We start from the raw sequence: 16,975 nt of genomic DNA, 5'->3' as shown, positions 1-16,975 counted from the left end.
ATTGCGCCACTCTGGTTTCTCGCTGCCATGTGCCTGGGCATCACAGACCTGCTGTGGCCTGAAGCCCATGCTGACGGACGCGCCACACTTCGTATTGTTCAACGGGAAGGGGTACCGATGGCGACCTGGGGACTGATCCGCGAGACAACAAACGTGAAGCACTGGGACAGCTACATCACAGAGACACACGTGTTGGCATATGTGGAAGGTACGTACGAAGAAGCTCTGGCGGAGTTGGAGCGGCATGCTCGGCGCTCAATGGCCAATCATCCCAAGAAGCGAAAGCGCCGCCGGCTCTTCCGCAGCGGCGACGACTTCCTGATGGTCGTCGATGACGCCGCCTGGCGGTCCTCGGGCACTCGGTACACGGTCGCGGAGTTGCTGGAGGACACCGCCGCACCGGCAAAGCCAACGAATACATGCGGGGCCACGATGAAGCCGATCGATAGACGCGAGGCCACCAAGCCTGAGCCTGTGGACACGATGCCACCTGCCTCGCCACCCGAAGAGCAATACCCCGACGGGGTGCCAGTCAAGCCGAAGTGGCTAGGCCGCGCTGATCTGCCGTAAGAAGCCGTTGCCCTTCTGGACTTGAGGACTCCAGCAAGGTGGCCGTCAGCAGGGGAAGCTGCATACGGCGCGATCAGCGTGCTCTCCCCCGGGTACTCAAGGACCAGGAGGGGCGTCCGGATCGATCCGGACGGCCCTCTTCTGTTCGACTACGTGCAGCGCTGTCGGATCCATGGGAAAGACCGTCATCGAGGATATGCGGATGGTCTGGCCCTGTCCGGTGATGTCGGTGAGTTCCAGCCGCCATGCGGAAGTTGTGGCCGGTGTGCCCACTCGCCCTCCAGCGGTGTAGCGGTGGAGCGGAGGTTCCGCTCGACGGTCAGGGCGGTGAGCCATCCGGAACTCTACGACGCGTTCGCCCGGCACGTCGCTGAGCACGACCCCGCCGCTCGCCGTCGGTGTTGATCACAGTGACCTACGGCATGGGTCCGGCGTATTCCGGTTGGCCCCCAACAAGCTTGAGACCCGTCCACAAAGTGTGCGGACGGGCCTCGTGATCGAGCGCCGGGCAGGCCTTGCACCTGCATTTCCCCGCAGGAAGCGGGGCGTCTTTCCTTGGACCACCAACGCAGCGCCAGCCGACCGGAGTTGCGGTGACCAGCTCAAGATCCACTATAGCTCAGGCCAAAGCCCGGGGCGCGCACGACCATACGGCCCGCCGACCGGCCGGCGGCCTTGACGACGCAGGCCTGCTCCAGGCGCAATTTCGCCGCCCGACGACTCCAGGCATGCGGTGAGCCGGCCAGAGCCGGCGTCGTAGCCGACGGCGCGGCCGCAAGAGGGCCTGCGACCGCCTTCACCGCGGCTCCAGAACAGCCGACTGGGGATTCTCGCCTGAGCCAACATCGGCGGTCAGCCTGTCAACGCCTTCGTACTCCAGGCACCTGCACGCCTGAACCCCAACTCTTGTCGCACCCGGAATGATGCGACGGCCTCAAGGAAGGCATCGACGTTTCGTGCTCTGCGGCGAAGCGGGGATCCGGGTCGGTGAGGGCGATGACCAGGTCGGTGCCTTGGTCGATCATGCCCCGGTGGAGTCGGCGCGCGGCGCGCGTATGAGATCTACTGGGATGGATGCCAGCCATGAGGTGTACTACTCGCGGCAACTCGTAGGTCCCCGCCGGATCGTCGTCCCAATGTGGCGGGACGGCCGCGCGGCCGAGGTGCGGGGTCACGGACGGTCTGGCCGCCGTGTGTGGTCGGGGAGTCGCTGGTGCGCGGTGGACAGCAGGGGGTCCGAGTATCGGCTGCGCTGTTCTTACGGCTTGGGCGCGGTGGTGAGGAAATCCAGGACGAGGGGGCTGGCGTGGGTGCGGCACTCCTCGAAGTAGGCGTGCCTGGCCTGGGGCACCAGGTGCAGTCGGGCGTCGGGGATGCGGTCGGCGAGCAGGGGTGCGTTGGCGGTGGGGTTGAGCAGGTCGTCGCTTCCGTGGACGACCAGGGTGGGGGCGCTGATGTCCGGCAGGAGGTCCCAGGCGTTGTGCTGGTTGCTGGCCGCGAGGTGGTGGCGCCGGGCGTGGGCAGGCATGCGAGGGTCGCCGAGGGTGTGGTGCGGGCCGGGATGGGAGGCGAGCCATCGAGGGGTGTACATCAGCTCCAGCAGGGCCTGTCGCGCGGCTCCAGGCTGAGGTTGCGTCAGGGCTTGGCGGACGTCGTTGCCGCGTTCGACGCTGTGCGGGCCGCCGGGTGAGGTGCAGCCGAGAACCAGGGCGCCTACCCGGTGGGGGTGGCGGGCCGCGATCTGCTGGGCCACTCGTCCGCCCATGGACGTGCCGTAGACGTCGGCCCGGTCGATGCCGAGTTCGTCGAGGACGGCGATGACGTCCTGGGCGAACAGTTCAGTGCTGTAGGGGGTGTCTGGCTTGTCGCTGTCGCCGGTGCCGCGGTAGTCGAGCGTGAGGGTGCTGCGAGCGGGATGGAAGTCGGCACGAACCGCATCCCACCAGTGGTGGTTGTTGGCCTGGCCCGCCAGCAGGACCAGCGGCGCCCCCTGGCCCTGGACCTGGTAGGCGATGCGGGTTCCGTCCGGTGTCATGGCGTACGTCATCGGCTTCCTCGCTCCCGTGCCGTCGGGCAGAGTACCCGCGTGGCCCCGGGCCTGAGCGTACGGCGAAGCCGGGGCGGTCGTTTCGGGGTGCTTCGTCGCCACCGGTCATACAAGGCAACCTCATGGCGGCCAGTACACAAGGCGGCAGATGCCTCTGGCGGTCGGGCGCTGGAGGAAGTACCGGCCCGGCCCTCAGACACCTGCTGCCACCGCGGCGCCCAGCCCCAGCAGGACGACGCCGGTGGTCACGCTGAGTCCCCGCAGGACGGTCGGCTGGGACACCAGGGCGCGCCCTCGGCTGACGGCCCAGGTGAGCAACATGTACCAGGAGGCGCTGACGAGCGCCCACAGGGCTCCCAGGGCGACGGTTGACAGGAACACCGGGCCTTTCGCGGTCACGAACTGGGGCAGCACCGAGACGGCGAACACGCCCGCCTTGGGGTTGCCGAGGTTGGTGATCAGGCCGGTGAGATATCCGCCCGCGAAGCCAGTGCGGCGCCCGCCCTCGCAGGGCGGGCGGGTGGAAACGGTGGTGAGCGCGGTCCGTAGCGTCTTCACCCCGAGGATCATCAGCACGATGCCGCCTGCGATCCGGAGCACCGCGTACGCGGTGGGGCTGGCCAGCAGGACGGCGGACAGCCCGGCCGCGGCGGCCGTGGACCACAGCAGGAAGCCGCTGGCATTGCCCGCGAGCGTGCCTTGGAGCGCACGTTGGCCGCCTTCCAGAACCTGCCGGATCATCAGGGCTTGACTCGCGCCTGGCAGCATCGCCAGCAGCAAGGTGGTGGCGATGAAAACAGGCACATGTGTGGGCATGGGAAAAAACCCCTTCCGGGGGTTGCGGCCGTTGGGTGTGCCACCAGGCTTCCCGTCTCGCGCCCCTAAGAGAAGTTAAAAGAGAAGGGTGCAGCGTTAGGATCAGTGAATGCTGGTGGATCCGGGACAGCTGCGGCTTCTCGCGCTGATCGAGCGGCACGGCTCCCTGACGGCGGCGGCTCACGCACTCCAACTCACGCCCGCGGCGGTCACCCAGCAGGTGGCCAAGGCCGAGCGCGACTGGCAGGTGCCCCTGGTCATCCGTGGTCCTCGCGGAGCAACGCTCACCGAGGCTGGTGCGCTGCTCGCCTCCCACGGTCGAACTGTGGAGGAGGCATCGGACAGGGCCGAGGCGGAACTGGCCGCACTGCTCGGCCACCTCTTGCTCCGTCTGCGGATCGGGACGTTCCAGGCGGCTGCCCTGCACCTGCTGCCACCGGCCCTGACGGCTCTGCGACACCGCCATCCGAACGCCGACGTCTCCGTCATCGACGTGGTGTCCGGACGCGGAGCGGACGAGATCAGCGCGGGGCGCCTGGACGTGGCCATCGTCGCGTCCTGGGGCACGCCGCTCACGCCGCCCCCACACGTACGGGCCCACTCGCTCCTGTTGGACCCGATGGTCGTGGTTCTTCCCGATGACCATCCGCTGGCCACCGGGCAGCCCGCGGACACCGCACTTCACCTGGAACAACTGCGCGACGAATCGTGGGTTTCCATCCTGGCCGGCCATGCCGCCCGCGAACAGTTCCACGACGCTGCCCGCGAGGCCGGCTTCACTCCCACCGTGCGGTTCGAGACCGAGTCCTACGACGTCGCCCAGGCCCTCGTCGGCACAGGCATCGCAGTGGCCCTGGTCTCGCGCCTGGCCCTGACCCACGCGCCTGGCACCACCCATCGCGAACTGGCCCACCCCAGGCCCTACCGCCAGCTCTACGCCGTGACCAGAACCGACGCCGGCCTCACTCCACTCGCAGACATGCTCATCGACCTCCTACGTGATGTCGCCCGCGACATCACCGCCACCTGGGAGGCTCCCCTGCAAGAAAAACAACGCTCATCGAAGCTCACCGCACGGAGCCTGAAAAGCCCCCGGTTCTGAATCGACACCACCTGGTCCGGAGCGGCTGGCCCCGCTCCGTCCGACCATCGACGCCGACAGCCGGCCAGGCGTCGGCACCCCCGCCTTCGTCGGCCCCATCTCACGTGTCACCAGCCCTGTTCGCTTTCCAGAGCGCCCGACGAAGCGGTCGACGGCAGCATCTGACGACCTCTTACGGAGTTCGGGACCGGCGAGCGACGACCTGCCGGACCAGACGCTGCCCACGGTGATCGACGCCCTGTGTGCGCCGTCCCGCAGCCGGTACGGGGTGCCCAACAAGGGGGAAGACTGGCGCAAGGACGCCCTCAAAGAAGCGCTGCCTGTCCTGCTTCGCCGTACCGCCGATCGGGCACTGCGTCAGAAGCTGGTGGGGCAGGCCGATGACCGGCAGCTGGCTGCCCCCACTGCTCCGGCATGATGCGCACGGCGGCTGCGACACGGTCCATCAGGCCAGTCCTAGTTCGATCCGGTGCAGCGGAGGTTCGCGGAACTCCGATGTCTTGACGGGACCCTGTCAAGATCCGGACAATCGAAACCCACTTCACGCCATCTGGAGGACCGTTGACTCACGGCCCATCTCGCCGCGCTGCGCTGCTGGCGGCAGCCAGCGGTGCGCTCGCGCTACCCGTCATATGTGCCGGACCCGTGCGTGCCGCCACTCCCCTCCCGGCGGGGAGCCGCGAGCTTCCCATCGTCACGCACCCCCGCCACGCCGCCGCTGTCTATGGCCCCGAGGCAGCGCGCAACGCCCACGCCGAGCCGTTGAACGCCACCGTCGGTTGTGCCCTGGGCCGAGGAGGGCGGAGCTGATGGCCACGTTCGTCACCCGCTCCCAGTGGGGCGCCCGGGCGCCGCAGAGCGTCAGCAGCAACATCACCCCGGAACAGGGTGGCGTGGTCGTCCATCATGTCGACGCCGTGAAGGTGGCCCAGGCCAACCACGCCGACTGCGCCGGCCAGGTTCGGGGCATCCAGAATTTCCACATGGACTCCAACGGCTGGTCGGACATCGCCTACAGCCACCTCGCCTGCGTCCACGGCTATCTTTTCCAGGGCCGCGGCGAGTACGTCCGTACCGCCGCCCAGGGCACTACGCAGGGCAATGACGACTGGTACGCGGTCTGCGCGCTGACCGGCGGCACCAGCAGCAACTACGACACCATCACGGCCGGGCTGATCGACGCCATCCGCTACGGGATCAACCGCCTGCGGGTGTCGGGCGGCGCCGCGCAGGCCATCACCGGCCACCGCGACCACCACGCGACTGACTGCCCGGGCAACCTGTACACCCGGGTACTCAGCGGAGAGGTCAACCCCGGTGGCGGGCCCTTGCCTTACCCCGGGGTGAGTTTCCGCCAGCCGCCGACCTTCGTGCACGCCAGCGTGGCGACGTGGCAGTACCGGATGAACAGCGCGCACGGCTTCTCCCTCACCGTGGACGGCCAGTACGGGCCGGGCTCCGACTCCGCCTGCCGCAGCTTCCAGTCACGCAAGGGCCTGAGCGTCGACGGCATCGTCGGGCCGGCCACCTGGGGCGCCACGTTTGCCTAGGGCTTCGTTATGCGGCCCGCGCAGCCACGGCGCTACGCCCAGGTGTCAGGGAAGGTTCCGATGATCCGGCGTCTTCACCCGACCGAGTAGCTTGCCCAGGTCCCGTGCGACGATCAGCCGGGCAGCTGAACTGCCCGGCTGACGCGCATGAACTCCAGGCAGGCAAGCTTCATCTCCTGCCGTGCTCAGCCTGCGTCTCCAGCCAAACCGTGTGCAGTCCATCTGCCCGCTGCTCAGCTGGCTGTTCGGCCAGTTCTTCGTTCACGAACCCGAACTTGTTCTTCAGCTTCTGACGTCGGAGTGTGCCTTCGGACCAGGCCGCTCGCCTGGACGTTCGGCGGACGCTGAGGCGGCGTTCGTCCGGTCATGTGCTCCGGCCACGGTGCACTGATCACGTGGAAGGCCGGGAGGGTGAGTCTGCTGCCTGAAGCCAGGGTGGGGGCAGGGAAGCGCCGGCGTTGCCGGCAGGCGGGAGCGCGTACAACGTACAACTGCGGCAGGGCCTCCTGAAGTTCGCTCTTCAACAGCCCACGAACTGCTCAGGAGGCCCTTCCTTCACGCGCCGGCGGCCGTCAGCCCACCCGGTCCGGATCCCCTGCGCGTCCAGAGTGATCGCATGCCCCGAACAACAGCGGCTTCACCGCTCACCCGCCGGTGCGCCCTGCTTGTTGCGCGGGCGGAGGGGCCCCCGGCCGGCGTCAGCAGTTGTTGGACCAGCGGTGGCTGGCAATGTTGTTGTTCATCGTCTGCCCCTGGCCCGCCTTGCCGTCCCACAGGAAATAGATGCCTGTGAGGTTGTCGAGGTAGTAGCCGTTGGGCAGGCAGTTCCTGGAACCCTGCCAGGAGGGGCTGTAGTACAGGTCGACGTCCTCGTAGGCGCCGGCGTAGCCACGGTTCTCCAGGGAACTCGCCCGGTTTCTCATGCTGATGCCGGAGCAGGTGTCCCAGTTGTCGTCGTTGCCCTGCCAGCGGCACTGGGCTCCGCTGCGTGCGAACCCGTCCCACGCGTACAGGTAGCCGTCCGCGGCTGCGGCCGCGGCCACGGAGTTGTTCGGAGCCGGCGACGGCTGGGCGGGCTGTGCGGAGGCAGACGGGGCGGCCGCGGCCAGGGCCGTGAGAGTGAGAGCGGTCAGGGCGATACTGATCTTCTTCATGGTGTCCTGTTCCGTAATCGGTTGCTGTGATGGATGGCCCGTCACGACGAACGGACGGCAGCTCGGGCGTGCGGAAGTGCTTCGTTCTCCATCCGGAGCCTGGTGCGCACCTCGTCCTGGTACTGCTGGCGCAGCCGCTTGCCGTGCTGCTCGTCGAGGCGGTGAATGGTGCGGGACAGTCCGGAACTTTCCGCGCAGCGTGCCTCGGTGACCGCCGCGCGTATTTCCCGTTCCCGGCTGATCCGGCGATGGGAGTTCAAGAATGCGGCACGGGCCTCCTGTGGGGTCTTGTAGGGGAGTCCACGTGCGTGCATGCACGCGGACCAGTCCTTGACCGACTTTGCGAACTCGGCGTCGCCGGCGGTCATGCTGCTGCGCAGCGTTTCGAGAGCATCCGTGACGGTCAGAACCCGGAACCACGTTTCGAGGTCCCCGTAGAGCGCTTTCTGGGCATCTGCGGTGCACCCGCCGTCCACACGGCTGAATGTCATCCCGTTCGGGGACTTGACCGAGATACGCTTCCCGGATTTCTCGCCATGAAGTGCGTCCAGCGCACGCTGCCGCTCCGGCGATGTCAGACCAGCGAAGTACTGCCGGTTCGGGTCGGATACGCGCACCTTGGCGCGTTGTGCGAGGATGCCGCTTCCATATCCATGCCTGGATGCCCACGCCACGTCATCGATGACGTAGGGGAATTCGCGGTCGTCGGGCACGGGCCGCCGGGGCACCACCCAGGTTTTGAAGCCCTTGCCCGCCATGCAGGAACGAGTCAGCGTCTCTTCGGCTTCGTGCAGCAGGTCTTTCTCTCCCTCGCTGAGCGCGTCAGGGCGCTGCGGGGATATCTGAGGCTGTGCGTGGGTGAGGCCCGCCACCGCTGCGCATATCGTCGCGATGCCCGCCACTGCGACAGCGGCTTTGTGGTGACGACGCACCAGGTTCCTCCCCTGCAGTTCACGGCGCAACGAGTCGATCCGGTGCGGCCACTGGCCATGCGAATTGCGTGCCACCACCCTGCGCCGGTCAGAGCTGCCACCGCGACATTTCGTGCCATGATTCGATCACGTTCGAAGGGACGGGCCGCTGAATCAGCAGGACCACACAGCGAGAGGGTCATGATCGAACTCACCGTGGACGCCGTCGGGCTCGCCCGCTCCCGCTTCGCCGTCTCGCCATTGCACGAGGTCGTCGCGACGCTGCTGTCCTGGGGCCTGCAGCCGGCCCCCGACGCCGACCCGTGGGTCGCTCGTGCACGCCATGTACTGCGCCGGGCGCGGCTGCCGCTGCTGTCCGAACTGAGCCTGGACGGAACCGGATACGTCCCCGACTTCCTCAGCCCCCATCCCTGCGGGCCCTCCCCCACCGTCGAGGAGGAACTGGAACGGGTCCGGTGCACCCCGCCCGAGCGTGTCCTGAGCGAGCTGGACGCCTTGCGCAACGGGCGGCCCTGCAGCGGCCTCGCCGGCTCCCCGCTGCCGGCAGGCGTACAGCGGGCCATGGCACGCGGTGGTGCACACGTGGCCCGGCAGGCGGCCAATGAGCTGCGGCGCTACTGGGAGCTGGCCTTCGCCCCGCACTGGGAGGCCGCCAAGACCGCTCTCGACACGGAAATCGACCGCTGCGCCGGAGTCCTGGCCGGGCACGGCGCAGCAAGACTTTTCAACTCCCTGCACCCGCAAATCCGTTGGGCCGACGGCACCCTACGTATCGAAAGCCGCTTCAGGATCGCGCTGCCCGTGCCCCTGGTGATCGTCGTACCGTCACTCATCGCACCACGGCCGGCCGTGGCCGTGGACCCCACACGCGATGGAGACCGGCCCCCGATGCTCGTCTATCCCGTCCGTGACAGGACCACAGCCGGCGCCATCGCCCCCACAGACCCCTCCGCCGAGATAGCCCAGCTACTCGGCCCCACCCGCGCGGCACTGCTCGCCGCACTGACACAACCCGCCTCCACCGCTCAGCTGGCCGCACGTCACTTCCTCAGCCCCGCCACGGTTTCCTACCACCTCGGCGTACTGCACCGAGCCGGCCTCGTCATCCGCGCCCGGTCCGGCCGGTCAGTGCTCTACCGCCGTACACCCGAAGGATCCCGACTGACCAGAAACCGGTAAACAGGACGGAACACACCCCCCGGACCACCCGCCTGCGCGGCTGACGTCCCGGCTCCTCCTCCCCCCCCTGACCACCCCTTGAGTCCCCCCCCGGGTGTCCTCACCGCCCCGGCCGGGCGGGCAACAGGACAACCCAGGCCTGCCCGAACCCAAGATGGCGGCTCTCTCCCCGCCCACAGCGACCTCCCGCGCCCTGTGCAAGCAGCCCCCGCACCCCACTTACACGCCCCCCAACGCGCTTCCCGCCCGTTTCCTCACCAGCACAGATTGGGCGGCCACCCAGTTGGCGCCGTAACGCGAAAAAGCAGTGGCCGCGCGGGCTGGGGGCCGCATACGTTCGCCTCCATGGTTGACGCATGTTTCGGGCATCCGCGCCTCGCCGCCCTCTACGACCCACTCAATCCCGACCGTAGCGATCTCGACGCGTATCTCGCGATGGCGGAGGAGTTCGGGGCGCGGTCCGTGCTGGACATCGGGTGCGGTACAGGGGTGTTCGCGCTGTTGCTCGCCGAGCGCGGGATCACCGTCACCGGGATCGATCCCGCGCGGGCGTCCGTCGACGTCGCGCGTGGCAAGCCGGGCGCGGAGCGGGTGCGCTGGCTCGACGGCGACGCGGGGGACCTGCCACCCATGCAGATCGACCTGGTGACGATGACCGGGAACGTCGCCCAGGCGATCGCCGATCCGCAGGCGTGGGGTACGACGCTGCGCGGCGCGTACGAGGCGCTGCGGCCCGGCGGGCGGCTTGTCTTCGAGACGCGCGATCCGGCGCAGCGCGTGTGGGAGGAATGGGCGGAGTGGACGCGCGAGACCACGTACCGCATGACGGACATCCCGGGCGTCGGCCACGTCGAGACCTGGGCCGAGCTGACGGACGTGAGCCTGCCGCTGGTGAGCTTCCGGGGTACGCACGTGTTCTCTGCGGACGGGGACGTACTGATCTCGGAATCGACACTTCGCTTCCGTGAACGTACGGAGATCGAGGGGGACTTGCACGAGCACGGCTTCGTCGTCGAGGACGTACGCGACGCACCCGACCGGCCGGGCAGGGAGTTCGTGTTCGTGGCGCGACGCGGTACCGCCGGGCCTGTCCCTCCCGGAATGTTTTAGGGAGCGTGCGCACTACACGGCGCCGGGCAGACAGGACTTTGAAGACACTCCCCAGGGCCTGCACCCATGGGAGCGCGCCCTCGGGCGGGATGCAGGGCTGCCCACTCAGCCGCTTCGACGGGCCGGGCACTCGCCAGATCTTTACCGGCCCTGTGGGACGACGCGTGTACGACGGTCTCGGAGCGCTCCACGACCCCACGCACTGGCGTCTGCTCCTGCCCGCTCGGCAACCGAAACTCTTGAGACGCCTCACGACTACGGCCTGATGTCACCTGTGCCGGACAGTCGACATATCGCACACTGTTCGACAAGCGAGATTTTGTCATGTTCGCGCCTCGATGGGGAGGGTGCCCGGTGGAAAGATGTACGTTCACGCGGCGCGCGGTGTTGGCTGCGGCGGCAGGGGGGATCGCAACGCTCGGTTCCGGGGCGCTCACCGGCACCGCCCAGGCGGCGACGGGATCGGCAGAGCGGAGGGCCGCTGACCCGCCGACCGGGACGGTCCGAGTGTTCTGGCTCAAGCCGTCGGACGTGGCGAACGACTCGCGGTACCCCAACGGCATCACCGGGGTGATGCAGGAGTCAGAGCGCTTCTACCGCCAGGAACTCGGCGTGACGTTCAAACTGAACAACCCGGCGGTGGAGGTGGTCGAGGGCAACCACCCGCGGTCCTGGTACGAGAACACGCCGAACGGCGGCGAAGAGTACTGGTGGGTGGTCTTCAACATGCAGCAGGAGCTGATGGCCAGGTTCGGTCTCAGATCCCCGGACTCGCGCTGGCTGTGCGTCGGCGAAGTCAGCGCAGAGAAGGCGGGTGTCTCCGGCGGTGGTGGAGGTGGCGGCTGGGTGATCCTCAGCGGCCATGACGCCGACGGTGCCGCCGGGATCAACGGCGCGATGAACCGGTGGTACGGCGGCATGGTGCACGAGTTGGGCCATGCCTTCGGTCTGCCCGACTCCTCGCGCACCGACGGCACACCGATGTCCGCCTCGTTCTACGACTACCCGAACTGCCACTTCAATCAGCAACAGAAGGACGGCATACGGAACGGCCCGTACGGCCGCTTCCTGTCCTGAGCTGCCGGGTGCACGCTCCACGAACCGGCGACGCCCCCGGGCAACGGCGAGTTGCCCTCGACGTGCATCACCAGTTGGTCCACGGCCGCGTCGTACACGCCGACAAGGTGGGTCCGTTGCCGGCCACGGCCGGGACCCCCCGAACGCCGCCATCCGAACGACCAGTGCCACCACTCTGTTGGGTAGTGGTAGTTGACGAACCCAGCAGCAGTCAACGCGGCTGCCGGCGCCTGCCGATGCCCGCGGGCCGCCTCGGTGATGTTGTCCGCATGGGTGCAGCAGGCACCCGCGCTCTCGTCCGGGCCCGCATCCACGACCAGCAGGAGGAGCAGCCCGCCGCACAGTCGTCTGAGGACGAAGCTGATGATGCTCATGCGGGACGAACCAGTCCTTCCACGGGCGGCCTCGTCCTGTGCCCAGGAGCGGCTGCTCGGCTTACGCCCGACACACAGTCCCGGATGTGGGGAGAGAGGCGACCGGCGCCTCACATCTCGGTCGACCGGAACTCTGGTCCCCGCCCGGGCAGGAGAACATCTTGAACAGGCAATCACCAGACGCTGACGAGCCGAAGGAGGGGGATGACAGGGCCGGTACAGCGCTAGCCTGAGCCGTCGGCATCGGCCCGAACCGGCCTGGCTGGGCCCCCCGCCCGGCTGGGGAGCCGCGCGTTGTCCCCCTCAGTCGATCGGAAGCCCCATGCTCAGCCACCCCCTCGCAGAAGCGGCCGAGCTCCGTGCCCTCGAACCCTGGCGGGCGGAGGAGTTCTACGCGTTCGTCGTTCGCTCCGGCGTCCACCTCACCCCCTGGATGCCGTGGGCGACGGACATCGACGAACCGGCCAAGGCCGAACGCTGGCTGCAGGGCTATGCCGATGCCCAGGCCAGGGGCGGCAGGCGGGTGTACGGCATCTGGCTCGACGGACTGCTTGTTGGAGGAGCGGGGTTCGCCACCTTCGACGCCCGGACCGGGGTCTGCTCGTTGGGAGCCTGGCTCGCACCGGAGGCGCGGCGCCGTGGACTGGTGACCCGCGCCGCCCGCCACATGACCGAGTGGGCCTTCGAAACCCGGGGCATGTCCCGTGTGGAGTGGGCGGCGGCAACCGGGAACGAGCCCCGTATCGCGGTGGCGAAACGACTCGGCATGGAGCGCGAGGGCGTGCTGCGCTCGGCACTGACGCTGGGCGGCGTCCGGCACGATGTGGAGGTCTGGTCACTCATCGCCGACCGGCGCTGACGGGCCGACGCACCCCGCTCGCCCCGCGACCTGTTACGACTGCTACGTGTACTCCGAGCTCTGGGAGGGCGGCGCCGTACGTGCAGAGACGCAGACCCCGGGGATGTGGACGGGTGGGACTCCTGGCTGGTGTTGCCCCTGTACTTCTCCACCCTCCACTTCAGCGAGGACGGAACCGAGTACCGCGACTGTTTGGTCGGCTCCGACCACGTCGTTCGCTTCCCCTACGGCGCCAATCCGCCTGGCCGGATCAGGGCTCCTCACCCAGCTTCCCGGCCGCCGGCCAGGCGTCGACGCCACCACGAGTCGGAACGCGACTGCCGCTGAACGGCGAACGGATCCGGCAACGTACGCTCCATGTACCTGGCGTCCAAAGCACGTACTCGCTGCTGCAACTCGGCGTGGGGCCGGGAAGGCAACTGCCGCACAACCTCCTCAAGCACGTCGCGGGCGTGCCGCACGTCGTCGAAGGAACAACCGCGGCACGAACACTCCGCGTCCTGCGGATAGAGGGGCCGACGTCCCGGTGCCTGGAGAAAGGCCCGGTACCGGCGCAGTGCACGGTCGGTGGCGCCCGGGTAGAGGTAGTAGTCGCCCGAGAGCCGCTCCACCTGGTCTATCGCGACGCTGGTTCGGGTCGACAGGCCGTGGATGCGGTCTGGAGGCAGGCTCCATGCGATACGGGGAGACTGTTCGGCGCGCAGCGCGCCGGGCCGTCTACGCGGCATCGGCCTTTCGGTACATGGTCATGAACATCATCATGCCAGCAACCACAGTCGGATGACGGCCAGGAAGCTGCCAGCGTCCGGCACGCTGCCCGGGGTCGAGTCCTTACCCGGCCTGCGCCTTGTCCGTGAGGTCGTAGCCGCCCTTGATCACCTTGTAGTCGGCCGCCGGCGCCATGCACTTGCTCAGCAGCGGCTCGCCTTCCTCGGTGCCTCCGGAGAGCCCGATGCGGCTGGGACCGCTGTCCTTGCCCGCTCCCACGTAGAAGCTGATCCCCATGCGGATGTGCCGTTTCAGATAGCCGTCCCAGGCACCGGTGTTGCCCCCAGTTCGCATGATGCGCCCGGTCACGGTGGCGGTGGGGCCGCCGCTGGTCAAGCAGTCGACCTTGAAGTCGCCCCAATTGACCATCTCGGGCTCGCCGTTGGTCGCCGGCATCCGGTGGTAGACCCGGAAGGTGCCCCAGGCTTTGTCGGGCTTGGACCAACCCACGCCCTTGAAAGTGGCGTGGGCGTCGACGGTGACCTGGATGTCCTGACCGGCGTCGGGGTAGTCCATACGGCCCCAGCCCTTGAGACTGGAGGTGACGGTCCCGGAAGGGGCGGAGGCCCGCGCGGTCCTGTCGGGCTCGGACGCGGGTGCTGTTGACGCGAAGGCGATCCCCGCGGTGGTCGCCACCATGGCGGTCGCCGCGAGGAACGTGACGGCGCGGTGGGGCAGCTTGAATCTGGACATGGTGGAACTCCATTCGGGGTCGTGGAACCGATGCGCGGAGTGCAAGGACCTCCGCTCCGCCACGACCGATCCTGCTCAACTCCCGTTCCTTGCACGTCAGTCAGCGGTCGCTACCTCTCTCCGCCGTACGGACGAGCCCGCCGGTGAAGCGATCCCCCTAACGATGTAGGCGCTCCAACGTGCTGTTCGTCGGGCCGCCCGGTGTCGGCAAGGCCGTGCTGTCCGTCGCGCTCGGCCGGGCCGCGGTCGACGCCGGTCACCACGTCTACTTCACCACCGCCGCCGAACTCGCGGCCAAGTGCAAACAAGGAGGCCCTCGAAGGCCGATGGAAGACCTGCATGCGTCCAAGCGGGGGTCCAACGGATGCTGGCGCGCCTCGGGGAATTCCCCGTGGGCGTGTTCGGTGCCGACTGGACCTTGCTGTCCTGGACTCCCGCGTGGGCAGTGTTGCTGGGCGACCCCAGCGCACGGACACCCGTCGAGCGGAACCTGGCGCGGGCGGTCTTCGCCGCAGGCCCCTCAGGGCTCGCGGCCTGGCCTGTGCTCCAGGACGGCGACGCCATGACCCCCGCCCTCGTCGCCGACCTGCGCACGGCTCTCGTCAACTACCCCGGGGCCATCGTGCAGGTCGGCGCGGTGACGTGCGACTGCGAGGTGCTCACCGTCCCAGGCTGCGACGTCCGCCTCGTCGTCTACACGGTGGCCGCGGGTTCCGCCGATGCGGAAAAGCTGGAGTTCCCGCGGGGCACGAACGGCGTCCGCGCCGACGGCCCCTCGCCTCCGGGGCCCGCTCACGGCTCTCATCATGGGCGTGCGCCGAGGCGACCGACGCGGTTGATCGGCGGTGGCTGGCCTGACACGGGCGAGGCGCCTGCGGTGGTCTCGCGCTCTGGCGAGTGCAGGCACCTCTGCCGCACTCATCAGGTCCCTCCGCCGCAGTCACCGTCGCGGGCACGCGATCAACCGGACAGCCCCTCGATCCGCAACTGCCCGCACTCCTACCAGCCGGCCCCATCACCGCCCTGTCGGCCACCCCGGAAGCCCCCGATCGGCCATGCCCAGCAGCCCTGCTGTCGTCCCCCTCCGCAGAACACCGTGGGCGGACCGGCGACGATCCCGGCTGACGTCACTGATCCCAAGGGGCTGCCCACCTCACGGCCGGCAGCCCCTCGCCAGGCCATATCCAGCAGAGGAACTTCTCAACGTGAGCGGCGCGCTCCGCGCTTGAGCCCTCGAAGGCCGTCACGGAGGTTCACATACTCCAGCACGGCGGCCATCCCGGAGCCGACCCAGCGCAGCACGCGAAGAGCAACGCCCCCCAAGTCGTGCACGATCTTCCCCTCCCCGAGGATCAGTGTCCTGTCCAAAAGCTACACAACACCCACAGCTGTTCAGTGACCGGGCCAACTGCGGTGTCGGCGAGAATCGGGGCATCCCGTGAGCGTGGCGTCACTCACGGAATGCGCTCACCTGGTGAACTGGGCGGCGAGATGCCGTTGTGTGATCCGGGTGCCGGTCATGGTGTTGTGATCAGACGCCAGAGGGACGTGGTCTCGGCGCTTCGTGCCGTGTGGAGTGGGTCGGTGGTGTCCTTGGAGCGTGGGTGCCGGGGCTTGGTGTCGATCTTCTCCACAACGCTGAGATGCGCCGCCTGGATGGCATCGAGCAGTTGCTGACGTGTCCTGAGGCCGAGGTGCTCTGCCAGGTCGGACAGGATGAGCCAGCCCTCGCCGCCCGGACGGAGGTGGGCGGAGAGTCCAGCGAGGCAGCCGCGGAGCATGGTGCTGTCCGGGTCGTAGACGCCTTGTTCGACGGAGCCGGTCGGACGGGCGGGGAGCCAGGGCGGGTTGCACACGATGAGGTCGGCGCGGCCTTCGGGGAACAGGTCGGGGCCCGATACGTCGATACGGTCGGTCAGTGCGAGCCGGTGGACGTTCTCCCTGGCGCAGGCCAGGGCGCGTGGGCTGCTGTCGGTGGCCACGACGCGGTTGATACCGCGGTGGGCCAGGACGGCAGCGAGCACGCCGGTTCCCGTGCCGAGATCGAATGCGGTACTGGTGGCGGGACTGTGCCGGGTCGCCGGTGGCAGCGGGGTGTGGGCGACCAGGTTGACGTACTCGCCTCTGACGGGTGAGAACACGCCGTAGTGGGGGTGGATGCGGGTGCCGAGCGCGGGCACGTCGACCCCTTTCAGGCGCCACTGGTGAGCGCCGATCACTCCCAGCAGTTCCCGGAGAGAGACCGCTATGGGTCCCTTTGGCGGGCCGTAGGCTTCCAGACACGCCTGGCGGACGTCGGGAGCCCGGCGCAACCCCAGGGTGTAATCCTCGTCCAACAGCACCAGGAGCCTTCCGAGGACACGGGCGCGGTGACTGCTGCTGCGTCGGTGCAGGTGAAAGGACTCACTCGGGGAAGTGCTGGGCCTTGGCTGCTTGCGGTCGATGCGGCGGCCCATTGCCTGTAGAAGTCGCCGGGCGTTGTGGAAGTCACCCTGCCAGAGCAGGGCTGTTCCTTCGCACGCCTGTCGGTAGGCGTCATTGGCCTTCATGCGGTCGTCGGCGACGACGGTTCGCTGTGGGAGAGGGGCGGCGTTCTCGGAATGCCAGCGGGCGGACTGGTGGGTGTGGCCTTCGGTCCAGTGGATGGTGGACACCAGGTACTCCTCGTGGTCGAACGTGCAGGGGCACGAAGAGCACTTCGACGAGGAGCAGACTGAACCCACGCCTGGCCATCGGACAGGCGG

The 16,975-nt window shown here is 68.4% G+C and carries 16 protein-coding genes and 2 pseudogenes; 10 read left to right on the top strand and 8 right to left on the bottom strand.

Annotated elements, in window-relative coordinates:
* Positions 1 to 117 precede the first annotated feature (117 nt).
* Positions 118 to 570: a hypothetical protein gene (locus tag IE262_RS30985; RefSeq protein WP_134043761.1), complete on the top strand. Its 453-nt coding sequence runs from the start codon at positions 118 to 120 to the stop codon at positions 568 to 570.
* A 1,258-nt stretch (positions 571 to 1,828) separates the two neighbouring features.
* On the opposite strand, the gene IE262_RS30980 is transcribed toward IE262_RS30985, so the two are convergent.
* Both IE262_RS30980 and IE262_RS30975 read right to left on the bottom strand, forming a co-directional pair.
* Positions 1,829 to 2,617 (bottom strand): alpha/beta fold hydrolase, encoded by a 789-nt coding sequence (locus IE262_RS30980; protein ID WP_189878329.1) that lies wholly within the window; start codon positions 2,615 to 2,617, stop codon positions 1,829 to 1,831.
* Between the two features lie 192 nt (positions 2,618 to 2,809).
* Positions 2,810 to 3,433: a LysE family translocator gene (locus tag IE262_RS30975; RefSeq protein WP_189878327.1), complete on the bottom strand. Its 624-nt coding sequence runs from the start codon at positions 3,431 to 3,433 to the stop codon at positions 2,810 to 2,812.
* A 109-nt stretch (positions 3,434 to 3,542) separates the two neighbouring features.
* Here IE262_RS30975 and IE262_RS30970 point away from each other — a divergent pair, with 109 nt between their 5' ends.
* From IE262_RS30970 to IE262_RS30960, 3 genes are all read left to right on the top strand, one after another.
* Complete coding sequence (locus IE262_RS30970) at positions 3,543 to 4,535, top strand: LysR family transcriptional regulator (protein WP_189878325.1); 993 nt, start codon at positions 3,543 to 3,545, stop codon at positions 4,533 to 4,535.
* 226 nt (positions 4,536 to 4,761) lie between these two features.
* Positions 4,762 to 4,953 (top strand): hypothetical protein, encoded by a 192-nt coding sequence (locus tag IE262_RS30965; protein WP_189878323.1) that lies wholly within the window; start codon positions 4,762 to 4,764, stop codon positions 4,951 to 4,953.
* A 391-nt stretch (positions 4,954 to 5,344) separates the two neighbouring features.
* Positions 5,345 to 6,085, top strand: coding sequence for a peptidoglycan recognition protein family protein (locus tag IE262_RS30960; protein ID WP_134043746.1), 741 nt, complete (start codon positions 5,345 to 5,347; stop codon positions 6,083 to 6,085).
* A gap of 698 nt (positions 6,086 to 6,783) precedes the next feature.
* Here the strand turns inward: IE262_RS30960 and IE262_RS30955 are convergent.
* The gene (locus IE262_RS30955; protein WP_189878321.1) at positions 6,784 to 7,239 is read right to left on the bottom strand and encodes a hypothetical protein; all 456 of its coding nucleotides are present in this window, start codon (positions 7,237 to 7,239) and stop codon (positions 6,784 to 6,786) included.
* Positions 7,240 to 7,280: 41 nt separating this feature from the next.
* Positions 7,281 to 8,249 (bottom strand): hypothetical protein, encoded by a 969-nt coding sequence (locus IE262_RS30950; protein ID WP_189878319.1) that lies wholly within the window; start codon positions 8,247 to 8,249, stop codon positions 7,281 to 7,283.
* Between the two features lie 102 nt (positions 8,250 to 8,351).
* On the opposite strand from IE262_RS30950, the gene IE262_RS30945 reads away from it, so the two are divergent.
* The 3 genes from IE262_RS30945 to IE262_RS30935 all read left to right on the top strand — a co-directional run bounded on the left by IE262_RS30945 (position 8,352) and on the right by IE262_RS30935 (position 11,537).
* A complete protein-coding gene (locus tag IE262_RS30945) occupies positions 8,352 to 9,350 on the top strand; it encodes an ArsR/SmtB family transcription factor (protein WP_189878317.1) in 999 nt (332 codons plus the stop codon).
* A gap of 345 nt (positions 9,351 to 9,695) precedes the next feature.
* Entirely contained in the window at positions 9,696 to 10,460 is a 765-nt protein-coding gene (locus IE262_RS30940; protein WP_189878316.1) for a class I SAM-dependent methyltransferase, read from the top strand.
* 507 nt (positions 10,461 to 10,967) lie between these two features.
* On the top strand, positions 10,968 to 11,537 hold the full coding sequence (locus IE262_RS30935) for a hypothetical protein (protein ID WP_229877609.1): 570 nt from the start codon (positions 10,968 to 10,970) through the stop codon (positions 11,535 to 11,537).
* Between the two features lie 146 nt (positions 11,538 to 11,683).
* Here IE262_RS30935 and IE262_RS40710 read toward each other — a convergent pair.
* Positions 11,684 to 11,851: pseudogene (locus tag IE262_RS40710) on the bottom strand (M15 family metallopeptidase); the annotation flags it as partial.
* 382 nt (positions 11,852 to 12,233) lie between these two features.
* On the opposite strand from IE262_RS40710, the gene IE262_RS30925 reads away from it, so the two are divergent.
* Positions 12,234 to 12,770: a GNAT family N-acetyltransferase gene (locus IE262_RS30925; protein ID WP_189878312.1), complete on the top strand. Its 537-nt coding sequence runs from the start codon at positions 12,234 to 12,236 to the stop codon at positions 12,768 to 12,770.
* Between the two features lie 260 nt (positions 12,771 to 13,030).
* On the opposite strand, the gene IE262_RS30920 is transcribed toward IE262_RS30925, so the two are convergent.
* Both IE262_RS30920 and IE262_RS30915 read right to left on the bottom strand, forming a co-directional pair.
* Positions 13,031 to 13,498: a hypothetical protein gene (locus IE262_RS30920; RefSeq protein ID WP_229877608.1), complete on the bottom strand. Its 468-nt coding sequence runs from the start codon at positions 13,496 to 13,498 to the stop codon at positions 13,031 to 13,033.
* 103 nt (positions 13,499 to 13,601) lie between these two features.
* On the bottom strand, positions 13,602 to 14,231 hold the full coding sequence (locus IE262_RS30915; protein ID WP_134043728.1) for a hypothetical protein: 630 nt from the start codon (positions 14,229 to 14,231) through the stop codon (positions 13,602 to 13,604).
* A gap of 179 nt (positions 14,232 to 14,410) precedes the next feature.
* Between IE262_RS30915 and IE262_RS39810 the strand changes: the two are divergent.
* A pseudogene (locus IE262_RS39810) lies at positions 14,411 to 14,476 on the top strand (hypothetical protein); the annotation flags it as partial.
* 119 nt (positions 14,477 to 14,595) lie between these two features.
* A complete protein-coding gene (locus IE262_RS39805) occupies positions 14,596 to 15,630 on the top strand; it encodes an MmyB family transcriptional regulator (protein WP_229877607.1) in 1,035 nt (344 codons plus the stop codon).
* Between the two features lie 118 nt (positions 15,631 to 15,748).
* On the opposite strand, the gene IE262_RS30900 is transcribed toward IE262_RS39805, so the two are convergent.
* Positions 15,749 to 16,885, bottom strand: a complete 1,137-nt coding sequence (locus IE262_RS30900; protein ID WP_189878310.1) for a methyltransferase — start codon at positions 16,883 to 16,885, stop codon at positions 15,749 to 15,751.
* Positions 16,886 to 16,975: the final 90 nt, after the last annotated feature.

The sequence above is a fragment of the Streptomyces bluensis genome (assembly GCF_014650715.1).
Taxonomy (GTDB): domain Bacteria; phylum Actinomycetota; class Actinomycetes; order Streptomycetales; family Streptomycetaceae; genus Streptomyces; species Streptomyces bluensis.
This window is presented reverse-complemented; position numbering and strand designations above follow the sequence as displayed.

What these genes read in the sequence shown, in the direction of transcription:
- IE262_RS30985 (WP_134043761.1), top strand. Translation starts at nt 118, where the DNA reads ATGGCGACCTGGGGACTGATCCGCGAGACAACAAACGTGAAGCACTGG.
- IE262_RS30980 (WP_189878329.1), bottom strand. Translation starts at nt 2,617, where the DNA reads ATGACGTACGCCATGACACCGGACGGAACCCGCATCGCCTACCAGGTC.
- IE262_RS30975 (WP_189878327.1), bottom strand. Translation starts at nt 3,433, where the DNA reads ATGCCCACACATGTGCCTGTTTTCATCGCCACCACCTTGCTGCTGGCG.
- IE262_RS30970 (WP_189878325.1), top strand. Translation starts at nt 3,543, where the DNA reads ATGCTGGTGGATCCGGGACAGCTGCGGCTTCTCGCGCTGATCGAGCGG.
- IE262_RS30960 (WP_134043746.1), top strand. Translation starts at nt 5,345, where the DNA reads ATGGCCACGTTCGTCACCCGCTCCCAGTGGGGCGCCCGGGCGCCGCAG.
- IE262_RS30955 (WP_189878321.1), bottom strand. Translation starts at nt 7,239, where the DNA reads ATGAAGAAGATCAGTATCGCCCTGACCGCTCTCACTCTCACGGCCCTG.
- IE262_RS30945 (WP_189878317.1), top strand. Translation starts at nt 8,352, where the DNA reads ATGATCGAACTCACCGTGGACGCCGTCGGGCTCGCCCGCTCCCGCTTC.
- IE262_RS30940 (WP_189878316.1), top strand. Translation starts at nt 9,696, where the DNA reads ATGGTTGACGCATGTTTCGGGCATCCGCGCCTCGCCGCCCTCTACGAC.
- IE262_RS30925 (WP_189878312.1), top strand. Translation starts at nt 12,234, where the DNA reads ATGCTCAGCCACCCCCTCGCAGAAGCGGCCGAGCTCCGTGCCCTCGAA.
- IE262_RS30920 (WP_229877608.1), bottom strand. Translation starts at nt 13,498, where the DNA reads ATGCCGCGTAGACGGCCCGGCGCGCTGCGCGCCGAACAGTCTCCCCGT.
- IE262_RS30915 (WP_134043728.1), bottom strand. Translation starts at nt 14,231, where the DNA reads ATGTCCAGATTCAAGCTGCCCCACCGCGCCGTCACGTTCCTCGCGGCG.
- IE262_RS39805 (WP_229877607.1), top strand. Translation starts at nt 14,596, where the DNA reads ATGCTGGCGCGCCTCGGGGAATTCCCCGTGGGCGTGTTCGGTGCCGAC.